Origin of the sequence: Actinomyces johnsonii, assembly GCF_006546835.1 — a bacterium.
GTDB lineage: Bacteria > Actinomycetota > Actinomycetes > Actinomycetales > Actinomycetaceae > Actinomyces > Actinomyces johnsonii.
The window spans coordinates 25,559-44,940 of sequence record NZ_VICB01000005.1 but is presented as its reverse complement, the minus strand read 5'-3'; the positions used below and the strand labels follow the sequence as shown (position 1 = coordinate 44,940).

At 68.1% G+C, this 19,382-nt stretch carries 17 protein-coding genes; 1 reads left to right on the top strand and 16 read right to left on the bottom strand.

Features of this window, described 5'->3' with window-relative positions:
• Positions 1-3: 3 nt before the first annotated feature.
• The 12 genes from brnQ to FK256_RS04915 all read right to left on the bottom strand — a co-directional run bounded on the left by brnQ (position 4) and on the right by FK256_RS04915 (position 13,046).
• Entirely contained in the window at positions 4-1,407 is a 1,404-nt protein-coding gene (gene brnQ / locus FK256_RS04970; protein ID WP_141423940.1) for a branched-chain amino acid transport system II carrier protein, read from the bottom strand.
• Between the two features lie 79 nt (positions 1,408-1,486).
• Positions 1,487-2,437 carry a diaminopimelate epimerase gene (locus FK256_RS04965; RefSeq protein ID WP_141423939.1) on the bottom strand — a complete coding sequence of 317 codons (951 nt, stop codon included), beginning with the start codon at positions 2,435-2,437 and terminating at the stop codon, positions 1,487-1,489.
• Positions 2,438-2,447: 10 nt separating this feature from the next.
• Positions 2,448-3,398, bottom strand: coding sequence for a tRNA (adenosine(37)-N6)-dimethylallyltransferase MiaA (gene miaA / locus FK256_RS04960; protein WP_244936157.1), 951 nt, complete (start codon positions 3,396-3,398; stop codon positions 2,448-2,450).
• A gap of 50 nt (positions 3,399-3,448) precedes the next feature.
• Positions 3,449-4,231: a type III secretion system chaperone family protein gene (locus FK256_RS04955; protein ID WP_141423937.1), complete on the bottom strand. Its 783-nt coding sequence runs from the start codon at positions 4,229-4,231 to the stop codon at positions 3,449-3,451.
• A complete protein-coding gene (locus FK256_RS04950; RefSeq protein WP_009233650.1) occupies positions 4,231-4,701 on the bottom strand; it encodes a YbjN domain-containing protein in 471 nt (156 codons plus the stop codon). The genes FK256_RS04955 and FK256_RS04950 overlap by 1 nt, the downstream gene beginning before the upstream one ends.
• Before the next feature lie 112 nt (positions 4,702-4,813).
• A complete protein-coding gene (locus tag FK256_RS04945; protein ID WP_244936155.1) occupies positions 4,814-5,251 on the bottom strand; it encodes an FMN-binding protein in 438 nt (145 codons plus the stop codon).
• Between the two features lie 170 nt (positions 5,252-5,421).
• Positions 5,422-6,225 (bottom strand): ABC transporter ATP-binding protein, encoded by an 804-nt coding sequence (locus FK256_RS04940; protein ID WP_009233652.1) that lies wholly within the window; start codon positions 6,223-6,225, stop codon positions 5,422-5,424.
• A gap of 1 nt (position 6,226) precedes the next feature.
• On the bottom strand, positions 6,227-7,624 hold the full coding sequence (locus FK256_RS04935) for an ABC transporter permease (protein WP_244936153.1): 1,398 nt from the start codon (positions 7,622-7,624) through the stop codon (positions 6,227-6,229).
• Positions 7,621-8,925, bottom strand: a complete 1,305-nt coding sequence (locus FK256_RS04930) for an ABC transporter permease (RefSeq protein ID WP_021607922.1) — start codon at positions 8,923-8,925, stop codon at positions 7,621-7,623. Before FK256_RS04930 ends, FK256_RS04935 begins: the two co-directional genes overlap by 4 nt.
• 51 nt (positions 8,926-8,976) lie before the next feature.
• Positions 8,977-10,224 carry a DUF2318 domain-containing protein gene (locus FK256_RS04925; protein WP_244936151.1) on the bottom strand — a complete coding sequence of 416 codons (1,248 nt, stop codon included), beginning with the start codon at positions 10,222-10,224 and terminating at the stop codon, positions 8,977-8,979.
• Positions 10,225-10,417: 193 nt separating this feature from the next.
• Positions 10,418-11,026, bottom strand: a complete 609-nt coding sequence (locus FK256_RS04920; protein ID WP_009233656.1) for an iron transporter — start codon at positions 11,024-11,026, stop codon at positions 10,418-10,420.
• 160 nt (positions 11,027-11,186) lie between these two features.
• Positions 11,187-13,046: an FTR1 family iron permease gene (locus tag FK256_RS04915; RefSeq protein WP_141423934.1), complete on the bottom strand. Its 1,860-nt coding sequence runs from the start codon at positions 13,044-13,046 to the stop codon at positions 11,187-11,189.
• A 263-nt stretch (positions 13,047-13,309) separates the two neighbouring features.
• On the opposite strand from FK256_RS04915, the gene FK256_RS04910 reads away from it, so the two are divergent.
• Positions 13,310-14,263 carry an FAD:protein FMN transferase gene (locus FK256_RS04910; protein ID WP_141423933.1) on the top strand — a complete coding sequence of 318 codons (954 nt, stop codon included), beginning with the start codon at positions 13,310-13,312 and terminating at the stop codon, positions 14,261-14,263.
• A gap of 75 nt (positions 14,264-14,338) precedes the next feature.
• Here the strand turns inward: FK256_RS04910 and gap are convergent, their stop codons facing one another.
• The 4 genes from gap to FK256_RS04890 all read right to left on the bottom strand — a co-directional run bounded on the left by gap (position 14,339) and on the right by FK256_RS04890 (position 19,223).
• Positions 14,339-15,343, bottom strand: coding sequence for a type I glyceraldehyde-3-phosphate dehydrogenase (gap, locus tag FK256_RS04905; protein WP_141423932.1), 1,005 nt, complete (start codon positions 15,341-15,343; stop codon positions 14,339-14,341).
• 58 nt (positions 15,344-15,401) lie between these two features.
• Positions 15,402-16,022: a TetR/AcrR family transcriptional regulator gene (locus FK256_RS04900; RefSeq protein ID WP_141423931.1), complete on the bottom strand. Its 621-nt coding sequence runs from the start codon at positions 16,020-16,022 to the stop codon at positions 15,402-15,404.
• Positions 16,023-16,164: 142 nt separating this feature from the next.
• The gene (gene miaB / locus FK256_RS04895) at positions 16,165-17,826 is read right to left on the bottom strand and encodes a tRNA (N6-isopentenyl adenosine(37)-C2)-methylthiotransferase MiaB (RefSeq protein ID WP_141423930.1); all 1,662 of its coding nucleotides are present in this window, start codon (positions 17,824-17,826) and stop codon (positions 16,165-16,167) included.
• Between the two features lie 251 nt (positions 17,827-18,077).
• Positions 18,078-19,223 (bottom strand): ROK family transcriptional regulator, encoded by a 1,146-nt coding sequence (locus tag FK256_RS04890; RefSeq protein WP_141423929.1) that lies wholly within the window; start codon positions 19,221-19,223, stop codon positions 18,078-18,080.
• Between the last annotated feature and the right edge of the window lie 159 nt (positions 19,224-19,382).

The window sequence follows — 19,382 nt, the reverse complement described above, 5'->3', positions numbered from 1 at the left end:
TCCTCAGAGCTGTGAGGCCGCCGCGTGCTCGACGTCGTGCTGGACCTGGCTGGGCGGTTCCCCAGGCACAGGCGTGGACCACGCGCCTGAGCGCACGTCGAGGACGATCCCAATGCCCAGGGCGATGAATGCCGGCAGGATCCAGCCGGTGGAGTCGCTCCACAGGCCGGTGCGCGCGAGCAGCCTGCTGGGGCCGTTCCAGCCGGCGGCGGTGATCGCGGAGACCGAGCCAAAGATCCCGGCTGTGATGACGCACCACCGGTAGGCGGCCCTGAGCCGTCCCGGGGCCAGGGCGTCCACCAGCGTCACCGCGACCAGGGCGATGGCGAAGGGGTAGAGGAGGTTCAGCAGTGGCCCCGCGATCTTGAGGATGGCGCTCAGTCCCAGGTTGGCCAGGGTGAAGGAGACGATGGCGCAGGCTGCGAGCTGCCGGTTGAAGGAGACCGCGGGCCAGGCCGTGTAGGCGTAGCCGGCCCAGGAGGCCAGCAGACCCACCGCGGTGGTCAGGCAGGCCAGAATGACGATGGCGGCGAAGATGACGACGCCGGAGGTCCCCAGGGTGGAGGAGGCGGCGTTGCGCAGCAGTTCGGTTCCGTCCTTGGTGTCGGGGGTGATCTCACCGCGGGTGTGGGTGCCCAGCACGGCCAGACCGACGTAGACCAGGCCCAGCAGCGCTGCGGCGATGCCTCCAGACAGGATGGTGCCGCGTACCAGTCTCTTGGGGGAGGTCAGCCCTCGTTCGCGCAGGGAGGTGATGACCACGATGCCGAAGACGCTGGCCGCCAGAACGTCCATGGTGAGGTAGCCCTGGGTCAGCCCGGTGGTCAGGGGCGCGCCCGCATAGGGCTCGATGGCCTCGCGCTCCACCCCGGGGGCCATCAGCACGGTGACCCCGCACAGCAGGGCCAGCAGGGCCAGCAGGGCGGGTGTCAGCCAACGGCCGACGCGGTCCGCCAGGCGGCTAGGGCTGCGGGCGATGCCGAAGGCGATGGCCATGAACACCGTCACGTGCACCAGCAACGCCGGGCGGGAGTCGGGCAGGCCCCACAGCTCGAGAACGGGACGGGTCGCCAACTCGTAGGCGACCGTGGTGACGCGGGCGATGGCGTAGAGCGGGCCGATGGCGAGATAGACGGCCAGCGGCATGACCAGGCCGAATCGGGGCCCCACCCTGCGGGCCAGGCCGAGGATGCCCTCACCGGAGGTGGAAACGGCTACCACGGTGATGAGGGGCATGAGCACCCCCGTGGCGATGAAGCCCGTCATCACCGGGATGAAGGATCCTCCCGAGGCGGCTCCCAGCAGGGGCGGGAAGATGAGGTTGCCGGCCCCGAAGAACAGGGCGAAGAGCATCAGGCCGGTCGGCACAATGGTGCCGACGGCGGTGCGGCTAGATGGCTGGGTCATGGTGCTGGTTGGTTTCTCTTCTCGGATGCGGCGTCAGTGCGACGTCCGGGAACTGTTCGGGCGGCGGGGCGTCAGGCTGTCAGGCGATGGCGACCCGTCCGGTGATGATGGCCGGCCCGGTCAGCAGCACGGTGCTGTCCTCTGCCAGGGGGTCGTCGCCCACGTGCACCCCGATCTCTCCGCCGGGCACGAGGAGCCGGTAGTCCTCGGGGGCGCCCGGGCCGGTCCAGGTGTGTAGGGCGACCGCGACGGCGCAGCAGCCGGTCGCGCAGGAGAGCGTCTCCCCCACCCCGCGCTCCAGGACGCGCATGCGCGCGATGCCGATCGGTGCGCCGGTAGCGGGGTCGGTCTCCTCCCCCAGCGGTACGACCAGCTCGAGGTTGGTGCCGGCCTGGGGAGAAGGGTCGTAGACGACCGGGGCGGCGGAGTCGGTCAGCCCTGCGAAGGCGGCCGCCTCGAGTTCATTCTCCTCCCCCAGCGCGACGACGGTGTGAGAGTTGGGCATTTCAATACTCAGGGCGGCGCGCTCGCCCTTCAGGCCGGGGACGACGACGGTGGTGTCCCAACCATCATCCTGCGCCTGACGGGGGCGCGGGAGGCGGGCCGGTCCCATGTCCACGGTCCACAGGTCTCCCAGGCGGGTGACGGTGTGCGCCCCGCCGCGCGTGCCGATGGTGACGGACTCGCCGTCGGCGATGGGATGCAGCCCCTCACTGCCCAGGACGAGGGCGAACAGGCGGATGGCGTTGCCGCACATCTCGGCTACGGAGCCGTCGGCGTTGTAGTAGTCCATGAACCACTCGGCCTCGGGCACAGCCGCGGCGAAGGCGCCTGCGCCGGGCAGGGCGGTGGTCCGTACGACGCGCACGAATCCGCCGGCGCCGATGCCGCCGTGGCGGTCGCAGACCGCTGCGATGTCGGCGCCGCTGACGGCAACCTCGCAGCCTGGGTCAACCAGCATGAGGAAGTCGTTGAGGGTCGCGTGGCCCTTGACGAGCTCACGACCACGAAGACCTGTCGAGTGCGGCATGGTTCCTAGCCTAGGCGACGCCGTGAGATGCGAGAACGTGCTCCCATGCCTGCCTGGTCACCCGGGAGCGCTCGGCGTCGGTGCAGCACCCGTCCTCGGCGAGATCGACGTCGATCCAGCGCACTCGCGGATCGCGGCGGAACCACTTGATCTGGCGGGAGGCGAGCTGGCGGGTGGCCAGGGCGGTGGCGGCGATGGCCTCGGGCACGCTCATGGTCCCGTCGATGACCGCGAGCGCCTGGGCGTAGCCGATGGCGCGCGGCGCCGTCTCACCCCGCCTGAGCCCCTGGTCGATGAGGGTCTCTACTTCCTCCACTAGGCCGCATTCGAACATGGCCCGGGCGCGGGCGTTGATGCGCGCGTCCAGGAGACGGCGCTCGCAGCGCAGGGCGATGTGGACGGTGGGGGCTACGTCCTCGTAGCGGGGCAGCGAGGCGGAGAAGGGACGCCCGGTGATCTCGATGACTTCCAGGGCCCGCACGATCCGGCGGGTGTTGGAGGCCTCGATGCGTTCGGCGGCCACCGGGTCGAGACCGGCGAGCTCGGCATAGAGGGCGGGGGCGCCCTCCTGCTCGGCACGTTCGCTCAGGCGGGTGCGCACGGCGGGGTCCGTGCCGGGGAAATCGAGGCCGTCGGTGAGGGCGCGCACGTACAGGCCTGAGCCGCCGACGATGATCGGCAGGCCGCCCCGCGACTCGGCGGCGTCGATGTCACTGCGGGCGCTGCGCTGGAACGCGGCCACGCTGGCTCGCTCCGTGACGGCGAGAACGTCGATCTGGTGGTGGGGGACGCGGTCCCGCTCGGCCGGGGAGGGCTTGGCGGTGCCGATGTCCATGCCCCGGTAGAGCAGGGAGGCGTCGGCGTTGATGATCTCGGCCCGGCAGGTCGGATCATCGGCCCGGGCCCGGTCGGCGAGGTCGAGGGCGAGGTCGGATTTGCCGGTGGCAGTGGGTCCTACCACGGCGACTCGCGGGAGCCGGGAGTTGTTCGAGTCCGTTGGGCCCACGGTGTTCAGATCTCCGGCAGGAGGGGGCCCACCAGGCTGAGCGCCTGGGTGCAGGCCGACAGCGCCGTGTCCAGATGGAGGCGCAGTTGGGCGTCGGTGACCCCGGCGGACAGGTCGGTGAGGTAGGTGGCCCGCACCAGCGGCCCAATGGGCGTGTCGACGACGCCGACGGTGGGGAAGAACTTATCCCGGTTCCAGTCGTTGACGCTGGCGGCGATCTCGTCGCGCTGGGAGGCGGGGGCGGCCTCCTCCCAGTCCCCGGAGACTAGGAGCCAGCCGTCGTGGCCCTCGGGGATCTCGATGACGAAGGGGAAGGAGTCCCAGGTGCCCAGGAGGCAGGGGTGCTCGCGGTCGTCGGCCAGCTGCACGTTGTACTCCATGGGGCCGGTGAGCATGGACTCGATCCTCGCCAAGGTCAGGGCCGCGGTCACCTCCTTGGTCCTGCCTGTGTCCATCGGGGTGAAGGAGCCCGAGTCGACCGACACGGAGTCCCGCAGGCGGCTGATGCCGTCCAGCTGCCCTGATGGGTGCTTGTCCGGCGCATCGACCGGCCCCGTCGAGGCCGACGACGCGGCGGCCGGGGGCCCGGAGGCGCCCGTCTCTCGTGGTGCCGTGTCAGGGGCGGCGCCTCCTGCTCCGTCGAAGGCGACCGGCGGCTCGTGCCGACCGTCCTGCCGGCTCCCCGGTTGGTCTGCCTGTCGGTTGCTTCTCTGGTCCAGCGCGCGCACGTCCCACTCCTTGCCCAGGAGCCGTGCGATGAAGTCGGTGAGGCGTTGCAGTCGTGGCATCAGGGCTCCAGGCTTCCGCGCAGCTCGTCTGGGAACTGCTCCTCGGCCTCGTGCATAAGCGCGACAATGAGCCGGCAGCCGCCGAAGACGAAGTCTTCGAGCTGTCGGTCCGTCATCCCGGCCTCCAGGGGGTAGGTGTACTCGCCGTGGAGGCGCACCACGCCGCCGTCGGCGACGGTGAGGTAGGCCTTGGGCCCGATGCGGCTGGTGTTCCAGTCCTCGACCAGGGCGCGCAGCTGGGTCAGGTGCTCGGTGTCGGCGATGCGGTGCCAGATCCCGCGCATCTGGACCGCCCGGGTGTCCTGGAAGATGGCATGGACAGTGACGTATCGCCACGGGATACCGATGTCGCCCTCGTCATCGATGAAGTAGCGCAGGCCCAGGCGCTTGACGCACTCGTGGATACGGTCGACGTCCACGGGCCTGGGGACCGTGGCGGCGGCAGCAGAGCTGGCGTCGGAGCTGGGCATGCTTCCCAGCCTAGCGGGGCGGGCGGTCCGCTCCCCACCGCATGTCGGTCCGCTCCACCGTCAGCGCAATAAGGACCGGTTGGATATGCTCCCGGCGCCCCTTTGGCTGCGCTCAGGACATCGACTGCGCCGCCGATGCCCGGGACTGCGCGACGATGGCGTCGACGGCGTCGTTGAAGGCGTTGGAGGTCTTGGAGGCTCCGGCCAGGGCCTGGACATGGGCGTCCTCGATGCTGTGGCCGACGACGGCCGCGTCGATGGAGCCGACGAAGTTCTGGATGTGCTCCTTGGAGGTTCCGGTCGAGGCGTGACCGGAAACCTTCACGTCCGTAATCACCCCGCCGGACAGGGTGAGACTGACGTCGAGGGAATCGTCTTCGATCAGGTCGTCGACCGGACCGTAGGCCTCGGAGGCGGAGAAGGTGCCGTCGGCGTAGGGACCGGCCGTCGGCGAGGCGATGGGGGCGGACGCGGAGGCCGGGCTGGTGGGCTTTCCGGCGGGACCGGCGGTCTGCGCGCGCCCAGCGTAGTCCCCCTGGGAGGGTGTCACCTCCCCTCCCCCGCAGCCGGTCAACGGACCCGCTGAGGCTAGAAGCACTCCGGCAACGGCCAGTGCCCGGGAGCCGGCTAGGCCGCCGCCGTCCGGATTCCTGGGTTGACTCCGCCGGCGGGTCGGCGAGGTCTGCTCTGGGTCGCGCGGACGGTTTGGGATCTCGGGGCTCACCGCTGCTCCTTCGGCTCGGGCTCGCCGAGGGGATCGGCCTCGTCCGCGCTCTTGATCTCGGCTCCGGTCGTGCCACCGCCGTCAGCGCCCGGCGGCTTGTCGTCGAAGTCGAGCATGGTGCTGGTACGTCGTCCTTCGTCGCCTTCGGAGAGCTTCTCCCCGACGAGGCGGCCGTGGTTGAGCAGGATCTGGCGCTGCCCGCAGGAGGCGACGTGGGAGTCGTGGGTGACGACGATGAGTGTCGTCCCCTGCTCGTGCAGGCGGGAGAAGATGTCCAGGACCAGCTGCTCGTTGGTCTCGTCCAGGTTCCCGGTGGGCTCGTCCGCCAGGACGATCTCGGGGTGGTTGATGAGTGCGCGGGCGATGCATACGCGCTGCTGCTCGCCCCCGGAGAGCTGAGAGGGCAGGTGGTCGGCGCGGTCGGCCAGTCCCACGTTCTCCAGTGCCTCGAGCGCTTCCTTCTCATCGGTCATCGAGTGGTAGTACTGGGCCACCATGACGTTCTCCACCGCGGTGAGGTGGCCGATGAGGTGGAACTGCTGGAAGACCAGGCCGATGACGTTCTTGCGGATGTCGGTGAGCTGGGCGGCGTTGAGGCTGCCCAGCTCCCGGCCGTCGAGCCTGACCGAGCCCTTCGTCGGGGTGTCCATGCAGCCGACGATGTTCATGAGCGTGGTCTTGCCCGAGCCCGAGGAACCGACCACGGAGAGCCACTGGCCGCGCGGCACCTCCAGGCTGAGGTCGTCCAGTGCGTGCAGGTCGCCGTAGATCTTGGACACGTGTGACAGCTCGAGCAGCATGTCATTCCTCCCTGAGGACGAGTGCGGGATCGATGCGCGAGGCCCGGCGCACCGGGGAGTAGGAGGCGGCGACGGCCACGGCCGAGGTCAGCACCACCGAGACGATCGCGAGCGGCCAGTTGAACACCAGGGTCGTTTCGAACACGCTGCGGCACACGGCGACGGCCAGACCGTACCCGACGGCGGTGCCTAGGATGCCGCCGATGGCTCCCAGGACGGCGACCTCGGAGTAGAACTCGGTGGCGATGGAGCGTCCCGAGGCCCCCAGGGCCTTGCGCAGGCCGATCTCGTTGCGCCTCTCGGAGACGATGACGGTCATGGTGGTGGACACCCCGACCAGTGTCAGTCCCAGAACCACGGCGGAGACCACCCAGAACAGGGTGTTGAGCATCGTGATGATCCGGGTGTCGCCGGAGGTGATCTTGGATACCGGCTGGGCCTGGAGCCGGCCGCCGCCGGCGGACTCCACGGCGGCGACGACGTCGTCCATGGTCGTCGACGAGGTGTCGACGGACATCTCGACGACGTCGTATCCCGCCGACGATGTTCCGGTGAGCCGGTCGACGTCGGCGGAGGTCGCGTAGACGATATCGTCCTCCTGGCCACCGGTGTCAACGATTCCGGCGACCTGCCACTGCGCGGTGCCCTGGGCGCTTTCGGTGACGGCGGGTTCACCGGCCGCGCCACCATCCGAGGAACCGCTGTGGCCACCGTGACCGCCATGTCCGGAATGGCCGTCATGTCCGGAATGGCCACCGTGACCGGAATGGCCGGTGCTCCCGGAGGCGGCATCGGTAGTGGCGCCGGAAGCAGAGCTCTGGTGGGAATTGTCCAAGGAGAGGTTGTCACTGGAGAGGTACTCGGCGGTGATGGTCGAGCCCACCTTGAGGGAGGCTGCCTCGGCAACGTCCTTGCCCACGAGGACCTGGCCGCCAGAGGGCCATGAGCCCTCCAGGGACCAGTGCCCGTTGAGGCGCCGCACGTCGTCGACGTCGATGCCCGCCAGCAAGTAGGGGGAGCGGTTGATGCGGACCGTCTCGTAGCGGTAGTCGGCCTGCCTGATGCGGTCTGTCTCGGTGCCGGTGGTCGATGCTGCGGCCCGAACGGCGGCCCGGGCCGACTGCTCGGTGATACGGGGAGTGGTCGCCTCGGCGGAGACGGGTACGACGATGAGATTCGCCCCGAACTGGCGCATCTGGGCGGTCATCTGGGCCGGTACTGCTAGGCAGACCGCGGCCAGGCAGAACAGCGTCGCGGCTCCCACGGCGGAGGAGAGCAGGGCGGCCAGGGCACGGCTACGGCGTCGGAGCGTGGCGCCGACCAGCATCGTGAGGAACATGCGGCGGTTCGACATGGGGCGGCCACCGCGGCGCGAGGATTCTCCGGGCACCTGCGTCACCTCCTGTGCAGGGCAATGGCAGGCTGGATCCGCAGGATCGAGCGCATGGACGAAGCGGTGGCGGCCAGCAGGACCACGGTTACCAGGACTGCAACCAGCACATAGACCATGGGGCGCATGGTGATGCCCGAGTGGAAGACGACTCGGCCAATGAGCTGGGCAAGCCCGGAACCCACCGCGGCCCCGATCGTCAGCCCGATCGCCCCGATGACTGCGCTCTCGGCCAGGATGAGCCGGTTGATGGAGGCCGACGAGGCCCCCACCGCCTTGAGCAGGGCGAACTCCCCGGTGCGCTCCACCAAGGAGGCGGTGGTCAGGGAGGCGACGGCCAACGCTGCGGCAACCAAGCTCAGAGCGGTCATGAGGATCATAAGCACCTGCGTCTTGGAAAGCACGTTGCCCTCCACCGCGGCGACCTGACGGACGGGTTTGGCAACGGCGCCGGTGACGACCTCCTCGATCTGGTAGGAGATGGACGAGGCGTAGGCCGTGCAGTACCAGGTCTCCCACTCCGCGGTGGACAGGGCGGCTGGATTGGCGGCGGCCTTGCGAGACAAGTCGTTCTCGGGGGTGGTCAAGGCCTTGACCTCGATCTCATCGACCTGGCCGTCGTGCCCGGTGACCTTCTGAATGCCGGCCAGGGGGGCGTAGAACGTCTGGTCGTCCTTGTCCCCGGCGGTGTAGATCCCGGTGACGGTGAGGCTCTCCTCGCCCTGGGGCCCGGTGACCGTGATGGTATCCCCCTGGGAGACGCCTATGCGCTGCGCGAGCTTGGTGCCGACGACGGCCTGGGAGGCGTCGTCGGCGGGCCAGGTGCCATCCATCTTCCACCACGAGCGCATGGTGGACACTCCCAGGGTGGTGGACTCCCCAGTGGAGAGCTTGACGTCCTTGTTGAACCAGGCTCCCGCAGCCAGGACCTCGGTCCCCTCGGAGTCCTCCTTGCCGACCCCCGAGCCCGTGACCTTGACGGAGCCCGACAGCCTGGGTGTGAGGTCCACGATGTTGTAGGCCCAGAAGATCGTCTTGATATTGGTGACCTCCTTCTCATCCAGGAAGGAGGCCGCCTCCTTGTCCTTGTTCGTCTCGTAGAGGTTGTCGACTACCGCACCCGCGCGGGGCTGGACCACGATGTTGGAGCCGTAGTTGGTCAGCTCGGCGTTGAGCTTGTCGCCCACGTCGAGGACGACGCCGAGCATGGCCACCGAGATAGACGCGCACAGGGCCACGGTCAGGGCGATCAGCGAGCGACGGCGCAGCTGGCGGACGAAGGAACGGCGAAGCAACCGGATGAAGAACATCTCAGGACTCCTTTCCCAGCGCGAGACAGACGGGTCGCGGGCTGAGGGGGCTCATCGTTTGAACACCTTCGCGGAGTCCTCCAACACAGCGGTGGCGATGGTTAGGTCCCCACCATCGACCTCGAAGTCCACCGGAATGGGGTTGCATCCTCCCTTGAATCCGATGGTGGCGGGGTTGATGGCGACGTCGCAGCGTTTGCAGATCACCTTGCCGTCCTTCTCGAAGTAGCCCGAAGGCCCGCAGTTCTCACAGGCGTCTAGCCCGACCCCGTAGGCCCCTCCGTTCTTGAGAATCGCGATGAAGCGGACCTCGATGCCCCCGGAGGCGGCGTAGGCGTAGCGGTGGAGGTGCCCGTCGGCCAAGCCGGACAGTGAGACGCGGGCGAGCCCAGCGGCCTGGTCGAGGTTGTAGGGCTCGGGATCGGAAAGCTGAGGAACCTCATTGACCTTAGCCAAGGCAACGGTGCGGGTCAGGACCAGAGCACCGAAGCCAAACGCGGAGGCCAATACCCATCGACGGCTGCGGCGGCGCTCGGCCCGACGCGAGCGCCGTACGGCCGGGTTGGGCTGCTCCGGCAGACGCCGCAAACTGGTGACGAACAGGCCTGTCAGGGGAATGAGGAAAACCGCGGCGGCCAGGAACAGGATCATGGTCTGCATGTTGTTGCTCGCCCAGACAACGAGCCGAAACGCCTCCAGGGACAGCGTGATGCGGTGCGCGGCGTGCAGCAGGCGCATGAGAGTCAGGGCGTCGGCTCCGGTCATGATGACGGTGAAGCCGAGCACGGCCAGGTTCGTGATGCGCCGCGGAAGTCCTTTACAGGCACGCACATAGATGAAGGCCAGTACCGCCACAGCGCACCATCCTCCCAGGAAGCCGAGCACGCGCAGGAGCATCTCAGAGGAGAAGGTGGCCTCCCCGGGGGCGATGAAGGCCGACAGTTGCAGAATGACGTCCGGGGTCGCTCGAAAGAAAGCCAGAGCCAGAACCAGGCATGCCACGGCGTTGGCGACCGGCGAGAATCGCCCCGTATAACCCCAGGCGGGTCTGGCGACCAGCATGATCAGCACCGCGATCAGCAGGACGTCGGTGATCACCAGGGCGCTCGCCGCGGGCAGATTGACGGCGGTGCGAGACGCGAGAATGGCGGTGGCCCGAAGCGCGGCGAAGATACCCGCACCGGCCAGTCCAACGACTGTTGCGGCGAATCTGGCGCGGCTGGCCCTGGGCCACCCGTTGACGATATCAGGGGCCAGGCTCACTGCCAGCGCGGCCAGGAGCAGGAAAGGCATAGCCATGCCACCGACGACGGATACAAACCGTTCCAACATGCCTGTGAGCACCTTCTTCCTTGAGTTGGCTCAGAGGCCGACGACGGCCGGCCGCCTCGCGCACGCCGGAGCGGTCGGGATTCACTTCCTCACCCGATCCTCCAGACGAGCACCGAGGAACACAGCCGGTCACGTCATCGGCCCCGCGTGTTCTTAGCCGTCACCACTCGTGCGGAGTGTATTGCCAGTCCCAGCTGAGCTCGATGGGGGTTGTCCAGAAGCGCCCTTCGACGCCGGTCTCCTTGTCGACGTGGAGCATCCAGCCGTTCTCGGCAGGGCTGTGGATCTTCAGCGTGAGCTGATAGGTGCCAGCGTCCGGCAGGGCGATATTGGCGCCGTAGTGGGGGCCGTCGGAGGCGTTCATCTGCATGAAGGTCCCACTGGTGGCTTCCTGCCCGGTGTCCTTGTTGGTGATGGAGTAGTCAATGGTCAGTCCCGGGACGAAATCGCCCTTGCCGTAGCCCAGGGTGTTGCCCTCCAGCCCGGTGACGTCGGCCTCCAGGTGGAAGGAAGCGTCAGCGGCCTTGAGCCCCATCCCCTGGGGCTCCATGTCGATAGGCTGGAAGTAGACGACGGAGACGTTGATCTGCTTCTCGGCCTCCTTGTCGCTACCGACAGGATATTCCTCGAAGCCCTTGCCCTTGGCGTCGTCGGCGGCCGAGGCGGAGCTGGAGGCGTTGGATTTGTCACCGGAGGAGCAGGCGGTCAGCCCCAGGGTGCCCGCTAGGACGATTGCTCCGATGGCGCTGACGATCTTGAGTGTACGCATGGGATTCCTTTGCTGTGTTGCGGCTGCTTGGCAGCGATGTGGTTGGGTGATGTGCGGTGGTGAGCCGTGACGCCGGCCCGGGTTGTTAGCACGGGCGTCGCAGCAGCCGCGGATCAGTGGGTCTGGGTGCGGGATTCGACTGCTAGCCGGAGGGGTCGTATCAGTGGGCACTGGAAACGTCGGCAACCTCCTCGGCCTCCTCGACCTGCTCGACCTGCTCGGCCTCCTCTGCTTCCTCTGCCTCCTCGGCCGCATCCTTCGAGGAACGGCCGGCCTCACCGGACCGCCGAGTCGACAGACCGCGCTCGTCATTCGCCCGATGCGTGCGCTCGGCCTGACGCCTCTTGATGGTGGAGACGATTCCGAGAACGACGACAACGATGGCGATGAGGGCCTGGAACACGAGAGTCTCGTGGTAGGGGTAGATGCCCAGGAAGTCGTAGGTGGGCCAACCCGTCACGTAGGTGCCTGAGACGATGTCACCCTCGATGAGGGCATGGAGGCCACCGCCGGCGAAGATGACCACCAGGATGGCCATGAGCGCGCTGGTGATCGCGAAGAAGGGGCGCAGCGGGATCTTGACGCTGGTGTAGCGGATGACCAGGAAAACGGCCACGAGGACAACCATCCCGGCGGCGAATCCCTGCCAGATGGAAGCTCCGCCGGAGCGATCCATGGTGAGCAGGGCCTGGTAGAACATGACCGTCTCGGCGCCTTCCCGGAAGACCGCTAGGAAAGACAAGGAGGCCAGTGCCCACACGCCCCCGGTGGACACGGAGGCCTCCGTCTTGTCCTTGATGTAGGCGTTCCAGGAGCTGACCGAGGATTTCGAGAGCATCCAGTTGGAGGTGAACAGGAGCATGACCATGGCTATGAGCGCCACGGCGCCCTCGAGGATCTCCTGGTGGGAGGAGGCAGAGTTGTAGAGCACGGCGAACAGGACCGCAACGATTCCGGAGGCGACCAGGCCCAGAATCAGACCCAGGTAGACCAGCCGGACCCGGTCCTTGAGCCCCGCCTTGATGAGGTAGGCGATGACGGCGGCGACCACGAGGATCGCCTCGAGCCCCTCACGAAGCAGGATGAGGAAGGCCTGTCCGAAGGAGCCGGTGAAGAAGGCTCGTACGGGGTTCACCTTGCCTCCGCTCGCATCGAGCGTGCCAGCGTCCTGAGTGATCATGTCCTTGAGGCGCTCGGACTGCGCCGTCGCATTCGAGTCCCCCGCAATCATGGCCTTGCGAACCACCTTGAACTGATTCTCGACCTCGGAGACGCGGTCTCCGGAGATGACGGCCATGACGGTCTTCTCAAAACCGAGCTTCTCGTAGTAGCCGTAGTAGGCCTTGTTGACCAGTTCCGCCCCGCCCTGTCCGTCGCCGGACCGCGTCTTCTCGACCGCCTGGTCGATGAGGCCGCTCATCTCGGAGGCGACCTGCGCCCAGCTGCGCTCCCCACGCCCCTCGTTGACGTTGGTCTTCTTGGCGTCGAGCTGGGCGCGTTCGGTGGCTGTGGTCGCCGCTTGCTGAGCGGCGTAGTCGCGGGGGCCAGCAAGATCGGCCATGCCGTCAAGCTGCGTGGCATCGGCGGCGATGTCAGCCGACAGCGCCGCGGCCTGGCTGGATAGGGCCTCTCCATTGCCCGCGGAGTACGCCGACTGCCTCAGGGAGTCGAACGTGGTCTTGTGGTCTGCGGCTCTCTGGACACCGATACGGTCGGTAGTGACGCGCGAGAGGTTGGAGGCCACGTAGGCCGTGTTGTAGGCGCGTTGTATACCTGCTGCGGCACCGGAGGTGTTTCCGCTGTTGTACTGGGCGACGGCTGCCTGAAGCTCGGTGTCGACAGTGGTCGCAGCAGCAGTCCACGTGTCGTAGTCGGTAGCGGACTCGGCGGCATCGGCCCGCAGCGCTGGGTAGGACAGGAGGGGGGTGATGAACAGGGCCATGGCCATCAGCGCGAATGCGGCACAGGCGGCGAACGAGCCGTCACGCCGGTGCGGGAGCGCTGCCTGTGAATGGCGCATACGGGTTGTCCTTTGCACAGCTGGGAACTGTCGGTCGAGCCTTCTTGCGAATCTGTCGATGACATTCATGAATATCGACATCCTCACACTGAAGCTTAGGCTTCCCTAACCTTCATCGTCAAAGGTCAGACGGCATTCATGACAAAACGTCAGTTCGTTTCCTGGGAAGACGCCGATATCCTCGCGTACATCGCCACGGGAACACGCAGTATGTTCACGTCGAGGTCAACCCTCTCGATCGGCGGAAAGGAGAGCAGCAGGCGATGACCTCATCTCACTGGATGGCCCCTTCCACGCTGGCCTCACTCGATGGCGGGTCTTTTTCTTTTCCCGCAACAGGCACCATCTGGACGGTTCGCACCCCGTCCCGGCTCCCACCGAGGACGGGAGCAGCTGTCATCGAGCATGCGGAGACCTTCGAAGCCGTATGGTCCAGGTTCCGCCCGTCGTCCCTGGTGCGTCGTATCGCAGACGGCGCACTGGGCGAGGGTCCGATCACGGTGGAGCTGCCCGCAGGCTCGTCCATCATGCTCGACCTCTACGACCGGCTGCACGCCGCGTCACACGGACGCATCGATCCTCTGTGCGGGGCCGACCTGGTGGAGCTGGGGTACGACCCTCAACTGAGCTTCACGGTCAGGAGCGGTGCGGCCGAGCGCATCGGCGCGTTCCACGGCCGGGGCACGTGGACGGACGTCGTGAGGCACGACGGCGACCGGCTCACCATGTCGCATCCGGCACTGTTGGATGTGGGCGCCGTCGGCAAGGGATTCCTGGCCGATGACATGGGCGAGATCCTCCTGGCCCACGGCATCGAGGAATTCGTCATCGACGGCTCGGGCGACCTGCTCATCCACAGTCGGAAGCCGGTTCGCGTGGGACTGGAGCAGCCGGGCAGGGAGGGCATCGTCGTCGGGACCGTGGAGGTAACCCGCGGCGCCGTATGCGGATCAAGCCCGCACCGGCGCTCCTGGGGCACGGGTCTGCACCATATTCTCGACGCGCTCACCGGGCTACCCGCCAAGAACATAACGGCCACCTGGGTGGTGGCCGAGTCCTGCGCAGCCGCCGACGGCTTGGCCACCGCCCTGTTCTGCGCGGATCCGGAGCAGTTGGCTCAAGCTTTCCGCTTCGAGTGCGTCATCCTCTCCAGCCATGGGCGGGCCTCGGTATCCCGGGGATTCTGCGACCTGCCCGGCCAGATCTTCACGGCGTGAGCGGACGGCCAGGGCCCTCAGGGCCGACGGCGGTGCCGCCAGACATCACCGCCGTCGGACCCGAGAGACAGGTTCTTAAAGCCGCTCACCAACTTTCTGAGAGAACTCCACGAGCCGGTTGGAGAAGCCCCACTCGTTGTCATACCAGCCGAAGACCTTGACCTGGCCGCCACTCACCTCGGTCAGGGGTGCGTCGAAGATCGAGGAGTGCGGGTTTCCGACAATGTCATGGGAGACGATCGGGGCCTGGGAGTACTGCAGGTATCCGGCAAGTGGCCCATGATCGGCAGCCTCGCGGAAGGCTGCGTTGACTTCCTCGACCGTTGCCGGACGGGAGGTGACCACGGTGAGGTCGGTGATCGAGCCGACCGGAACCGGCACTCGCAGGGCCGCGCCGGTCAGGCGCCCGTCGAGCTCGGGGATGACCAGACCGATAGCCTTGGCGGCGCCAGAGGAGGTCGGGATGATGGAGGCGGCGGCCGCACGCGCCCGACGCAGGTCCTTGTGGGGCGCATCGTGGAGCCGCTGGTCACCGGTGTAGGCGTGGACCGTCGTCATGAGCCCGCTCTCGATCCCGAAGGTGTCGTTGAGCACCTTGGCCAGCGGTGCCAGGGAGTTGGTGGTGCACGACCCGTTGGAGAACACGTCGGCGGCTGAGACGTCCAACCGGTCGTCATTCACGCCCAGAACGAAGGTGGGGACATCGCCCTTTGCGGGAGCGGAGACGATAACCTTCTTGGCGCCGCCCTTGAGGTGCTCGGCGGCCTTGTTCCGATCGACGAAGAACCCGGTCGACTCGATGACGACGTCAGCCCCGACCTCGCCCCAGGGGATCTTGGCCGGAGCCGGTTCGGAGAAGACCTTGATTGTCCGCCCGGCGACCTCGAGGTCCTTGCCGTCGGCGGTAACGCCGTCGAGATGTCCTGCCACTGAGTCCCACTCCAAGAGCGTGGCCAGCGTGCCCGCGTCGGTCAGGTCGTTGACGGCGACGACCTCGACGTCCGCCCCGCCGGCCAGCGCGGCACGCAGGTACGTGCGTCCGATACGCCCGAAGCCGTTGATACCGATACGAATAGTCATGATCCTTCTCCTTCGGTGAATGGTGGCGTCAGAGGACACCGACGCCGACTTGTCAGGATCAGGAGGAGGCGGGCCCGTCGCCACCGGGAGCCGCGCCAGCGGCCCCGGCCGCTACACGGAGCAGCTCGAGGGCGCCTTGACAGGCCGCGTCATACGGGGCTCTGTCCTGCTCGGCCATGGCCAGGACGTAACCGCCCTGAACAACGGCGACCATCGTGCGAGCCAGATGGTCCGGCTCAAGGTCTGCCGGTAGGCGCCCCTGCGACCTGGCCGCGCCAATGACGACAACCAGCATCTCGCGAAGCCGAGCGAAGGCCTCGGCGACCGGCTCACGGAGACCGTCGTCGGCCACCACCGCCTTGTCCTGGGCCATCCGACCGACTCGACAGCCTTTAAGCGGATCACGCGGAAGGGTGAGGTAGGCATTGAGGATCTCGAGCGGATCCTCAAGATCCTTGAGCGCGGCCTTCCAGGAATCCAGCTGGACCTGGCAGTTGTGATTCAGGGCCGCCAGCCCGAGATCCCGCTTGGTGGGGAAATAGTGATACATGCTCCCCTGACCAACGCCGGAGAGCTCGCGAACCGCTCGCGGGCTCGTGGCGCTGTAGCCACGCTCCCACATCAGCTCAGCCATCGCCTCAACCAGCTTGTCTCTCGAGTCCACGCCAGAACTGTACATACCTCACCATGACGTACCCCCGGGAGGCACGGCGGCCACCCGATTCCACTCCTTCCTGAACCTGATGCCATAACTGTACATACCTCTAGGTACAAACCACAAGGGCACTCCTTCCCCGAAGATCACCTCACGTGGGATTCAGTCAGACCGGCGCGCCCACGCGCAAGGTGGGCAGCCCCAGGCTCACCGGGGCGGTGTCGGGCTCGGGTGCGGCGCAGGCCTCGGCCCGACGGCGCTCCCAGGCATCTCCGGCGCGAGTGCGCCGTACCTGGAACAGGGCAGGTCCGTCGTCGAACCAGAGGCGGTCACCGGGCTTGAGCGCCTCATTGGCGGCCGCGGCTACCGGGTCCAGCTTTCGCCCGCAGCGGGCGGAGTCGGCGATGAGGTTGTGGGGGGCGCCGTGAGTAACGCGTACGCTCACCATGTCGCCGGGGCGAGGCGCTCCGGCGGTGTAGTCGTCCTCGGCCAGTCCCTCGGGCAGGGCCACGTGGACCAGCCGGTTGTCGGCGGCGCGCCCGGAGATGCGGGCGGTGGCCGAGTCGCGGCGCCCCTCACCCTCGGCGACGAGCACCTCGACGACTCGCTCCTCCTGGCGCTCATTCTCCTCTCGGGCGATGCGGCGTACCAGTGCGTCGAGCCGCCGGTAGCGGTCCTTGACGACCTCGAGCGGAACCTGGTCGTCGCGGTCGGCGGCGGGGGTGCCGGGGCGCGGGGAGTATTCGAAGGTGTAGGCCGAGGCGAAGCGGGCCCGCTCGACGACGTCGAGCGTGGCCTGGAAATCCTCCTCGGTCTCGCCGGGGAAGCCGACGATGATGTCGGTGGTGATGGCGGCCTCGGGCATGACGTCGCGGACCTTGTCCAGGATGCCCAGGAAGCGCTTGGTGCGGTAGGAGCGGCGCATGGCGCGCAGCACCCGGTCGGATCCCGATTGCAGGGGCATGTGGAGGCTGGGCATGACGGCCTCGGTGGTGGCCATCGCCTCGATGACGTCGTCGGTGAAGGCGGCCGGGTGGGGGCTGGTGAAGCGCACGCGCTCGATACCCTCGACCGAGCCGGCTGCCCGCAGCAGTTTGGCGAAGGCGCCGCGATCGCCGAAACCCACGCCGTAGGAGTTGACGTTCTGGCCCAGAAGGGTCACCTCGATGGCGCCCTGGGCGGCGACGGCCTCAACCTCGGCCAGGACCTCGCCGGGGCGGCGGTCGCGCTGCTTGCCGCGCAGGGAGGGCACGATGCAGAAGGTGCAGGTGTTGTTGCAGCCCACCGCGATGGAGACCCAGGCGGCGTAAGCCGACTCCCGGCGCGTGGGCAGGGTGGAGGGGAAGACCTTGAGGGATTCCTCGAGCTCGACGGCGGCCGCCGAGTTGTGACGGGCCCTCTCGAGCAGGGCGGGCAGGACGTCGAGGTTGTGGGTGCCGAAGACGACGTCGACCCAGGGGGCACGCTCCACGATCCCCTCCCCCATCTGCTGGGCCAGGCAACCGGCCACGGCGATCTGCATGCCGGGGCGCTCGCGCTTGACCGCGGCGAGCTGGCCCAGGTTGCCGAAGAGCCGGGTGGCGGCGTTCTCGCGCACGGAGCAGGTGTTGATGATGACGACGTCGGCGCCGCCGTCACCGGCATCGGTGGCGCGGGCGGCGGCTTCGGGCACGTCCTCGACGCGCAGGTAGCCGGCCCCCTCCAGCAGTCCCGCCATGTGCTCGGAGTCGTGGACGTTCATCTGGCAGCCGAGGGTGCGCACGTGGTAGGTGCGCGGCAGGGCGCCGCGGGCGTCGAGAGCGGGGGCGGTGGTGGCGAGCGTGGTCATCGCCGAGCAGTGTAGGGCGCGGCAGGGCCCCGCCCCAGTCCTGACGGACCGTCGTGACCAGACGCACGCCTGACGGGGCTCGCAGCGGAGAGGCATCCGGAGAGGACCCGCCTCAGGGCTTCTTGCGCGAGGCGATTCTGGCGTCGTTGCGGGCGGCCTGGGCGAAGGCGGCGCCCGGAGCCGCCACCGAGCCGAAGGAGGCCAGGTCGCGGCGGAAGATGACGGCGGCTGTTGTGGGTCACGGGGATCGTCTACCGGTCGCCCGCCACCACCGTCCACTGCTCCAGCGCCAGGGCCGCGGCGCCGCGCGCCCACTCGTCGAACTCGAAGGGGCGCAGCAGGACCGGCACTGGGGCGGCCGCCCAGTGCCGCAGGGCGTCCACCTCCTTCTCGAAGGTCTCGCGGTAGGTCTCCACCACGGCGATCCCCTCGCCGGAGACGACGACGAGCTCGGGATCGACGTAGGCGATGAGAGTCCCCACGACCCTCCCGGCCGCCAGCGCAGCACGGCGCAGGACGCCGTCGACGCCCGCCTGTCGACGAAGCTCTGGATCCAGAAGCCGCTCGAGGTCCAGCCCCTTCTCCTCACACCCCAGGTGCTCGGCGGCCGCCCGCACGATCCCGGTGGTCGAAGCCAGGGCGCGGGCGCACCCGGGGTGCCCGATCTCGCAGCTCGGTCCGGACGGATCCACCGGAAGGTGCCCGACGCTGCCGGCCGCCCCCCTTGCCCCAGAGATGGCCTGGCCGCCCATCACGATGCCGCACCCGATCCCGGCGCCGAGGGTGACCAGGGCGAAGGGATCCTTGCCGCGCCCCGCCCCGAACCAGGCCTCGGCGTAGGCGAAGGCGCGCACGTCGTTGGCCACGGCGCAGGGCAACCCGGTGGCCTCGGCGACCCTGGCGGCCAGGGGGACATCGCGCCAGCCCAGGAAGCTGGCCACGACCACGGTCCGCCTCCCGACGACGGCCGCCCCCAGGGAAATCCCGATCGCGTCCGGCCGGCGACCGCTGCGCTCGGCCAGGCCGGCCACGACGGAGGCGATCAGGGCGGTCACGGAGTCGGGGTCGGTCTCGGTCAGCGGCAGGGATTCCCCGACCAGGACCTCGCCCAGTGGATCGGTCAGGACGGCGTAGAGGCGGTCGGCGGTGAGCTTGACGCCCGCGACGGTGGCGGAGCCCGCAACGACGGCCAGGAGGCGGGTGGGCCGCCCCGGCCCACTGGCCTCCACCGGGGGCCGCTCCTCGATGAGGCCGGCCTCGATGAGCGGACGCACCGTGCGCGTCGTCGTGGCCGGAGACAGTCCCAAGCGCCCGCCGAGCTCGCCGCGGCTCATGGGACCCACTGAGATCAGGGAGAGCAGTGTCTGAGCGCCGAGGCTGCGTCCTCCACCGTCCATGTCCTGTTCCCGCTCCCGCCGTCGCCGACTGCTAGATGGACCATTGGGCCCATGACCTGGGACGACGCCGACCGCCGCCCGATTCGTACCGACACTGTAGGTCAAATCCCTTGCGGAAACTGGCGCCATCAATTATTTTCATCTCACAAGGAATCGTTC